Here is an 8606-nt window from a genome sequence, read left to right on the forward strand (position 1 = left end):
CGCCCCGCGCTCGTCAGGGTTGTGTTGTGCGTAGGTGTGTCCGCAGGTGCAATCCACGCATGGCTATCAGTCCAAGCACTGGCCCAGGCAGCAGCCACCAAATCACCCAAGGCCCTTGGCTTGCCCATAGCGCCGTGACCAGCGCGATGGAGGGAATCGTGAGGCCAAAGCCAATCGCATTCATCATGGCCAGCGCCGCGCCCAGCCGCTCCGGCGGCGCGCTGGCGGAGGCCAGGGCAGAGAACTGGGCAGAGTCGGCAATCACGCTCACGCCCCATAGGGCAAGCAGCGCCAGCAGTAGCCAGGGGGAGAGGCCGCCTAGCAGCGGATAGATAAGGCACAGGGTGCCAGATACCGCCAACGCGATAAACGCGACCCGCGCGCTACCGATACGTCGGCTCCACCAGCCTGCCCATACGCAGCCGGGAAGCCCCAAGGCGATGACCGCGAAGCTTAGCCACGGTTGCAGGCCGGGGGCTGCGCCTAAGCGTTCCAGCTCTCTGACGACCAAAAAAGGCACCAGCGCCCAGAGGGCGTAAAGCTCCCAGCAGTGGCCGAAGTAACCCAGCGCGGCGGCGCGGAAGTTCTTCTCTTTAAATGCGGCAAGCCCCGCCCAGGGTCGCCCGCCGTTGGCCTTAGCAGGCAGGTGTGGCCCAACGCCTAGCTTGAAAATCATCAGCGCTGCCAGAAGAGCAAGGGCAGAGGCCAACAGCAGTGGCCACTGCCAGGGAAGATGTAGAGTAAGCCCGCGCAGCAGGTGCGGCGAAGCAATGCCAAGGGTGAGCATGCCGACCAACCAGCCAAGCGCCGAGCCTGCATGAGTGGGTGTCCAGCTCACCACCAGCTTCATGCCTAGCGGATAAATGCCCGCCAGACAAAGCCCGACTAAAAAGCGTGCCACTGCCGCCAGCGTGACGCTATCTGCGACGTTAATAAAGGCCGCGTTAATCAGCGCGCCGAGTACAGCAGACATTGCAAACAGGTGGCTGGCGCGCACTCGGTCGGCCAAGCCAGTGGTCGCGATCAGCAGAGTGCCGGTAATAAACCCCGCCTGCACGGCGATGGTGAGCAGTCCGAGGTCGCTCTCGCTAAGGCCTACGGCTTTCTGCAGCGCTAAGCCGACGCCGTTAACGCTAAACCATAGCGAGGTGCCAAACAGCTGGGCGATGACGATGACCGCTAGCGGCGTGCGGGCTAGAAAGGTATGGGAAAGCATAGGCAATCTCATCCATTGAGTTGTTGTTATGGGGGCTTGGGACGTTTAACGTGCAGAGCGCTACCCCAGCTTATGTGGCACGACCTCATGCCCAAGCGACTTGTAGCGCTGCCAGCAGGCGCGTTTAGCGACCAGCACGTGTTGGTGTTGGTTGATGATCTCGGCAATCCGGGCGAAGTGCTCAATACCATCGGGAATATCGGGGTGCAGATTAAGCAGCGCGGTTTCTTCCTTGGGTACCGGAAGCTGCTGCCAGCCTAGTGTGATGGGCACAGTGTCGGCCAGCTCGCTATCTTCCAGTGCATGGGGCAGGTAAGCATCATCGCGGAACTGCCACAGCGCTTCGTCGGCCTGTTCGGCCAGCGCTTTGTCTTCGCAGTGCAGGTGCAGTCGGTACCCTTTACGGTGGATCGTCTCGGCGAGCTTGCAGGCGAACTGTAAACGCGCTTCAAGGGTGGTATCGGGCAGAATATAAAAATCGATGCGTGCCATCGGTGGCTCCAGCGGGGTCAACGCGCTTGGCAGCCTGGCCGCCACGGTGAGTGGCGGCCAGGTGTTGGGTAACGCTAGAGGGTCATACCAAGCGGGTCAGCCAGCCGTATTTATCGTCGCTGCGGCCATACTGAAGGTCGAGCAGTGTCTTGCGAATGCGCTTAGCCACTTCGTTATTGCCATCGCCCTGCAGGCGAATACGCTCGTTTTCCGTGACCAGTTCGCCAACCGGGGTAATCACGGCGGCCGTACCGCAGGCGAACACCTCGGTAATCTCGCCGGAGGCGGCACCTTCGCGCCACTCGTCGATGCTGATCGCGCGCTCTTCGGGGGTGAGGCCCGCGTCTTTGGCCAGGGTGAGGACAGAGTTTCGGGTCACGCCTTCCAAAATGGTGTCGGTCAGGCGCGGTGTGACGATGCGGCCATCTTTGTAAACGAAGAACAGGTTCATGCCACCCAGCTCTTCGATCCACTTGTTTTCAGCAGCGTCCAGGAAGGCGACCTGGCTGCAACCGTTGGCGGCGGCTTCTTTCTGGGCGGCCAGCGAGGCGGCGTAGTTGCCACCGCACTTGGCAAAACCGGTGCCGCCAGGGGCCGCGCGCTTGTAGTGTGAGGAGAGCCAGATAGAAACCGGCTCGATACCGCCTTTGAAGTAGGCCGCCGCCGGGGATGCAATCACGTAGTAGTCGACTTCGTGAGCCGGGCGCACGCCAAGGAAAGCCTCGGAGGCAATCATAAACGGGCGAAGGTAGAGGCTGCACTCGTCGGCGTCACTAGCCGGGGTAGGCACCCAGGCGTGGTCTTGGGCCAGCAGCGCTTTCAGCGAGCCGATGAAGTCGTCATCGGAAAGCTCGGGCAGCGCTAAGCGACGTGCGCTACGGCGGAAACGCTCGGCGTTTTTCTCTGGGCGGAAGGTCCAGATAGAGCCATCCGCATGGCGGTACGCCTTGATGCCCTCAAAAATTTCCTGCCCGTAGTGCAGCACGGAAGCGGCGGGGTCCAGGGTGAGCGGGCCGTAGGGGCGAACCTGGTGGCCGTGCCAATCGGCATCGACGGTCCAGCGCACGTGGGCCATGTGGTCGGTGAAGTATTTACCAAATCCTGGGTTTTGCAGGATGTTGTCACGAATGTCATCGGCCGCCGGCTGGTTGGACGGCAAAATTTCAAAACGCGATTCAAGTTGAGCATCTGAAGCTGTGGGCACGGCGTGTTCTCTCCGCTAGAGCCAAGCCCCGAAGGGCATATATAAGCGTATCGTTTGGGTAGCGTGTGCCTGCTTAGCAGCGGCACACGCTCATACTTTCAGGTTTAACGGTTGCGTTAACGAAAGGCAACCATTGGTGGCCTGTTTGTGTGGTTAGGCGTCGCCATTTTCGACTTGAGCGTCGGCTTCACGGTCGAGCAGGTATTGGGTCAGTAGACCCACCGGGCGGCCGGTAGCGCCTTTTTGATTGCCTGAATGCCAAGCGGTGCCTGCAATATCCAGGTGCGCCCAGGGGAAGTGGTCGGCAAAGCGTGATAGGAAGCACGCAGCGGTAATCGTACCCGCCGGACGCCCACCGATGTTGGCTAAGTCGGCGAAGTTGGAGTCCAACTGCTCCTGGTACTCATCCCATAGCGGCAGGTGCCACGCGCGGTCCCAGGCGGTTTCACCAGCATCCAGCAGATCAAGCGCTAGGTCATCGTCGTTGGAGAGCAGGCCGGTGGCGTGGTGGCCAAGGGCAATAATGGCCGCGCCCGTTAAGGTGGCGATATCGACCACGCTGGCCGGGGTAAAGCGCTCGGCGTAGGTGAGGGCGTCGCACAGTACCAAACGGCCTTCGGCATCGGTGTTGAGCACTTCAACCGTCAGGCCTTTCAGGGTTTTAATGATGTCGCCCGGCTTGGTGGCGGCGCCATCAGGCATGTTCTCGGCAGCGGCAACGATAAACACGGCGTTGAGCTTGGGTTTGATGGCCAGCACGGCTTTGACGGTACCGAAGACGCTGGCCGCGCCGCCCATATCAAACTTCATTTCATCCATGCCTTCGCCGGGCTTCAGTGAAATACCGCCGGTATCGAAGGTGATGCCTTTACCTACCAGTACGTGGGGCGCTTCCTCTGGGTTTTCTGCACCCTGGTACTTCATCACGATGAGTCGTGTTGGCTCGACGCTGCCACGGCCTACTGAAAGCAGTGAATGAGCGCCCAGGGCTTCCAGTGCCTCTTCGTCTAAAATGTCGACGGCGAGCGCGCCTTGAGAATCGCGACCTAATGCTTCTGCCTGCTCAGCTAAGTAGCGAGGCGTGCACACATTGCCCGGTAGGTTGCCGAGCGTGCGGGTGAAATTAATGCCCTGGCCGATGGCGGTGCCTAGGGCGGCCCCTTGCTTGGCCAGGGGGGCGTCGTCTGCATCGCTAACAATCAGCGTGAGTTTCGCCAAGCTGGGCGCTTTGGCGGGGGATGACTTGAATTGGTCAAACCGGTAGATAGCGCGCTCGACGGCTTCCAGGGTTTTGCGGGCCTTCCAAGCAGCGTCGCGATCTGCCAATGGCACATCAGTAAAGGTAGCGCAGGCTTCATCGATGGGAAGCTTGGTTAGGGCCGTCATCGCAGCGTCTAAGGCTTTAATAAACGCAGCCTCTTGGCATTTGTCACGCTCACCCAAGCCTACCAGCAGAATGCGGTCGGCCCCCAGGCCCGGCGCGAAGGGCACCAATTGAGTGTTGCCCAGTACCGCATCAAAATCGCCACGTTCCAATAGCTGGCCGATTAATCGCTCGCTGGCGTCGTCTAATTTGGCGACAGCGGGCAGTAAATCGCTACCTTTATAAACAGGGAGAACGAGGCAAGCCGTTTCGGCTTTGGCTGGGTTCGCGGTCTGAACGGAAAATTCCATGACGTCTCCAACAAGACAAGCAACGAGTGATTCGGGATAATGTCCCGTTATTTAGTGTTTGCTACCAGTTTGATTAGTGTACCCAAGCCATGGGCGCATTGCATGGCAACCTGCACCACTAGTCGGAGAGTGCGTTGATTTTATTTCGGTACTTAACTCGCGAAGTGTTACTGACGATGTCCGCTGTGGCGGGCATCCTGCTGCTGGTGATTATGGGCAGCCGCTTTATCCGTTACTTTTCGGACGCCGCCGAGGGCGATTTTCCCGTCACGATTCTAGGCAGCCTGATGGTTTTTCATCTGCCTGGGTTTATGGAACTGATCCTGCCACTGTCGTTTTTTTTAGGCATTTTGTTGGCCTATGGGCAGCTCTATATGAACAGCGAAATCACCGTCATGGTGGCCTGCGGTATGAGCCCCACTCGGCTTTTACGGGTAACCCTGCTGCCCGCAACGGTGGTCGCGGTATTGGTAGGACTGTGTAGTCTGTGGCTAACCCCTGCTGGGGCGTTGCAAACTGAGGCCACATTAGAAGAGCAGCGCAGCCGTTTAGATGTCTCAGTGCTGGCGCCAGGGCGTTTCCAAGATTTTGGCGGCGGGCGCACAGCCTATATCACCGACTTCAATAGCGACGGCACGGAAATGCAGGAGGTGCTGGTGCATGAGCAGCCTATGGCCGGTGCTGAAAAGACGCATAGCTATATTACGCGAGCAGGAACGGGCTATCAGGAGACAAGTGTCGAGACTGGCAGCCGCTTCTTAGTGTTAGAAGATGGTGAGCGCTACGGTGTAACGCCAGGTCGGCGTGATGCAGAACGCTTAATTTTTGAGCGCTATACGCTGCGGCTGGGGCTAAGCCGTGATCGCCAGGAGTTAAACTCGCTTGAGTATGCGACCACCGCTGAGCTGTGGAACGACTCAGACCCACGAGCGCAGGCGCAGTTTCAGTGGCGGGCAGGCTTGCCGGTAATGGTATTTATTTTGGCGCTATTGGCCCAGCCGCTCTCTCGGGTGAATCCGCGTCAAGGGCGCTTTGGCAAGCTACTTCCTGCGGTATTTCTTTACGTCGCCTATTTAAGCCTGTTGCTGGCAGCGGTGGATGCTATTGGCGGCGGCTCTCTAGCGGTTGCCGTGGGTGTGTGGCCCGTGCATGGCCTGTTCTTAGGGCTTGGATTGCTGCTGCTGTGGCACTCACAACGTAAAGGAATGCGCTAATGCTGATCGCTATGGATCAAATGGATCGCTATATCGCCCGCAACGTGCTGGCAGCGATTGTGGTGGTGCAGTTTGTACTACTGGGGCTGGATATTACCATTGCCTACATTGGTGATTTAGGCGACACCCAAGGCGACTATAGCGCGTTAGACGTGCTGCTCTATTTAGGCATGCGGTTGCCCTGGCGCTTTTATCAGTACGCTCCAGTGGCGGTGCTGATTGGTGCGCTCATTGGCCTGGGTAGCATGGCTTCCAGCAATGAACTCACGGTGATGCGTGCTGCTGGCCGTTCGCTGGCGCGAATTGTGTGGGGCGTGATGAAGCCCGTGCTGCTGGTGGTTGTGGTCGTGCTGCTGGTGGCAGAGTTTGTCAGCCCACGGACCGAGCAGTACGCCGAAGCGTGGCGCTTAGAGCAGCGCCAAGGTGAGGGTGCCATGTTGGTGACTCGCAGCGGCTGGCAGTTCGAAGGCGATAGCGTTTACCGCTTTGGTGCCATTCGGGCGGATAACGTGGTGCTGGATTTAACCCGCTACCGCTTTGATGAGCGCCGCTTGATCGAAGCTACTCATGCTAATCGCGCCTACTGGGACGAGGGCGCCTGGCTGTTGGAGGGTGTCACCACTACACGCATTTTCGATGACCGCACCGAATCGGACTACCAGCCAGCCGCCGCCTGGGAAACGGCGCTCACGCCCACTCAGTTGGAGCGGCTACTGCGCGATATCGAAAGCCAAGCCCCCAGCGAGCTATGGGAGTACGCCAACTTCCTACAAAGCCAAAACCTGCAGGCGGATCAGCCGCTGCTCTACTTCTGGCAGAAAGTGCTCATGCCACTCACCATGGGCTCGTTGGTATTGATTGCTGCCTCGTTTGTGTTTGGCCCGCTGCGCTCTGTGGCGGCGGGTACGCGGGTATTTTTTGGCGTGGTGACGGGGCTCATCTTTAAATATGTCCAGGATTTGCTGGCACCCGCCTCCACCATTTTTGGCTTTTCACCCGTTTGGGCAGTGTTGGTGCCAACGCTGGCCTGTGCGGTGGTAGGGATCTATTTCTTGCGTCGTAATGGCTAGCCGGCTCGCATTAGGTTGAAACAGGGGACAACACAGTGACAAACACGCGACGCTTCACTCAATTAGATGACGTTTGGCCTGCAGGAATAGGCCGCCGCTTAGGCGCGATGCTCTACGACGGCTTTTTAGTCACGGCCATTTGGATCGCCGTTACCGTGGTACATTTGGTGTTTTTTCGCTTTGTGCTGGGCCAATCGGCAGAGGAGATTGGTACCACCGCAGTGGATATTTGGAGCCTGCGGCTGATGTTGCTGTTTTTTGTGACGCTGTTTTTTGTTTACTCCTGGCGGCGAGGAGGGATGACGCTAGGCATGCAGTCCTGGCGGCTGCGCGTGCAAACCCTGGATGGCCACGCGATTACCTTAAAGCAGAGCCTGATTCGCTGCGCGACGGCATGGCTCTCTCTTGCCGCCTTAGGCATTGGCTACTGGTGGGTGCTGTTTGATGGGCAGCGTAGAAGCTGGCCAGACATCGCCTCCAAGACTGAAACCGTGGTGCTGCCGAAAAAATAATTTTTCAGCAGCTGGAGAGAAAATATTTGTTCAGCCAGTAGGTTAGCGAACACTTTAATTGTCTTAAGACGAATCGATACTAAAGAACAACGTTTTCTACTTGAAAAGATGTATGCGAATCATTTACATTCACCTCATGATTTTTATGAGGTGTTGCCATGTACGTATGTGTGTGCAAGGGAGTAACCGACCACCAGATTCGCCAACAGGTTAGCGACGGAGCGCGCAGCTGGCGAGAAGTACGCGAAGCCACTGGCTGCGGCACTCAGTGCGGCAAGTGCGCCTGCTTTGCCAAGTCGCTCACCCGTGAGGCCGTTCAAGCTGCCCGCTTAGAGTCTGATATGAGTCTTGCTTACGCCGTATGACGCGAATCACTCTTGTTAGGCTTATCGTTAGCAAATAATTGATTTATTTGAAATTTTTTCTTTCCTGTCTATACTCCCAGCATCGTTGGGAGTAAGCCTTTTAATGGCCTATACTCCTTAGTTAATGTAATGGTACTTTTGAAAAACAGTACGCTTAAGTACTGTCCGATAAGACTTGTACGCTAAAAAAGGTGATGGCATGAAAGGTGATCCGAAGGTTATTCAGCATCTCAATATCGCACTGGGCAATGAACTAGTCGCTATCAACCAGTACTTCCTGCATGCCAAGATGTACAAAGACTGGGGCCTGAAAGTGCTGGCCAAGTGGGAGTACGATGAGTCCATCGAAGAGATGCAGCACGCTGATAAGCTGATTGAGCGCATCCTGTTCTTGGAAGGTATTCCTAACCTTCAGGATCTCGGCAAGCTGCACATCGGTGAAAACGTTAAAGAGATGTTGGAGAGCGACCTAAAAATTGAGCATGACGGCCGTAACGACTACATCGAAGCCATTACCTACTGCGAAAGCGTGAAAGATTACGTGACGCGCGATCTGCTGCGTGACCTGCTGGCCGATGAAGAGGGCCACATCGATCATATCGAAACGCAGCTAAAACTGATCGAGCAAGTGGGTATCCAGAACTATCTGCAAAAACATATGGCACTGGCCACTGACGAAGAATAAGACTTCGTCCGCTTGGCAGTAGGCGATTAAGCGCCGAGCGCTAGCTAATACAAAACGGGCAGCCCCTTGGGGCTGCCCGTCAGACTGCTGACGAACCCACCTATTTTGGTGGGTTCGTTGCGTTTAGAGCAGGCGTACACTCGCGGCCTGACTCACCACCCTCATCGCACGGCT

At 57.2% G+C, this 8606-nt stretch carries 9 protein-coding genes; 5 read left to right on the top strand and 4 right to left on the bottom strand.

Features of this window, described 5'->3' with window-relative positions; genetic code table 11:
• Positions 1–13: 13 nt before the first annotated feature.
• The 4 genes from ACIGG6_RS15640 to ACIGG6_RS15655 form a co-directional block, all read right to left on the bottom strand.
• A complete protein-coding gene (locus ACIGG6_RS15640) occupies positions 14–1216 on the bottom strand; it encodes an MFS transporter (RefSeq protein WP_399845641.1) in 1203 nt (400 codons plus the stop codon).
• Between the two features lie 60 nt (positions 1217–1276).
• Positions 1277–1708: a DNA polymerase III subunit chi gene (locus ACIGG6_RS15645; RefSeq protein WP_399845643.1), complete on the bottom strand. Its 432-nt coding sequence runs from the start codon at positions 1706–1708 to the stop codon at positions 1277–1279.
• A gap of 82 nt (positions 1709–1790) precedes the next feature.
• A complete protein-coding gene (locus ACIGG6_RS15650) occupies positions 1791–2912 on the bottom strand; it encodes a branched-chain amino acid aminotransferase (RefSeq protein ID WP_399845646.1) in 1122 nt (373 codons plus the stop codon).
• 153 nt (positions 2913–3065) lie between these two features.
• The gene (locus ACIGG6_RS15655) at positions 3066–4586 is read right to left on the bottom strand and encodes a leucyl aminopeptidase (RefSeq protein WP_399845648.1); all 1521 of its coding nucleotides are present in this window, start codon (positions 4584–4586) and stop codon (positions 3066–3068) included.
• Positions 4587–4720: 134 nt separating this feature from the next.
• On the opposite strand from ACIGG6_RS15655, the gene lptF reads away from it, so the two are divergent.
• The 5 genes from lptF to bfr all read left to right on the top strand — a co-directional run bounded on the left by lptF (position 4721) and on the right by bfr (position 8432).
• Entirely contained in the window at positions 4721–5800 is a 1080-nt protein-coding gene (gene lptF / locus ACIGG6_RS15660; protein ID WP_399845650.1) for an LPS export ABC transporter permease LptF, read from the top strand.
• Positions 5800–6870, top strand: coding sequence for an LPS export ABC transporter permease LptG (lptG, locus tag ACIGG6_RS15665; RefSeq protein WP_399845653.1), 1071 nt, complete (start codon positions 5800–5802; stop codon positions 6868–6870). Before lptF ends, lptG begins: the two co-directional genes overlap by 1 nt.
• A 35-nt stretch (positions 6871–6905) precedes the next feature.
• A complete protein-coding gene (locus ACIGG6_RS15670; protein WP_399845655.1) occupies positions 6906–7382 on the top strand; it encodes an RDD family protein in 477 nt (158 codons plus the stop codon).
• A gap of 158 nt (positions 7383–7540) precedes the next feature.
• A complete protein-coding gene (locus tag ACIGG6_RS15675; protein ID WP_044630650.1) occupies positions 7541–7747 on the top strand; it encodes a bacterioferritin-associated ferredoxin in 207 nt (68 codons plus the stop codon).
• Positions 7748–7946: 199 nt separating this feature from the next.
• On the top strand, positions 7947–8432 hold the full coding sequence (gene bfr, locus ACIGG6_RS15680; protein ID WP_083023174.1) for a bacterioferritin: 486 nt from the start codon (positions 7947–7949) through the stop codon (positions 8430–8432).
• Positions 8433–8606: the final 174 nt, after the last annotated feature.

This window comes from Vreelandella lionensis, assembly GCF_044543515.1.
GTDB lineage: Bacteria > Pseudomonadota > Gammaproteobacteria > Pseudomonadales > Halomonadaceae > Vreelandella > Vreelandella lionensis.

Coding starts and splice junctions, on each gene's coding strand:
- lptG (WP_399845653.1), top strand. CDS start 5,800: ATGCTGATCGCTATGGATCAAATGGATCGCTATATCGCCCGCAACGTG.
- ACIGG6_RS15645 (WP_399845643.1), bottom strand. CDS start 1,708: ATGGCACGCATCGATTTTTATATTCTGCCCGATACCACCCTTGAAGCG.
- ACIGG6_RS15655 (WP_399845648.1), bottom strand. CDS start 4,586: ATGGAATTTTCCGTTCAGACCGCGAACCCAGCCAAAGCCGAAACGGCT.
- ACIGG6_RS15675 (WP_044630650.1), top strand. CDS start 7,541: ATGTACGTATGTGTGTGCAAGGGAGTAACCGACCACCAGATTCGCCAA.
- bfr (WP_083023174.1), top strand. CDS start 7,947: ATGAAAGGTGATCCGAAGGTTATTCAGCATCTCAATATCGCACTGGGC.
- ACIGG6_RS15640 (WP_399845641.1), bottom strand. CDS start 1,216: ATGCTTTCCCATACCTTTCTAGCCCGCACGCCGCTAGCGGTCATCGTC.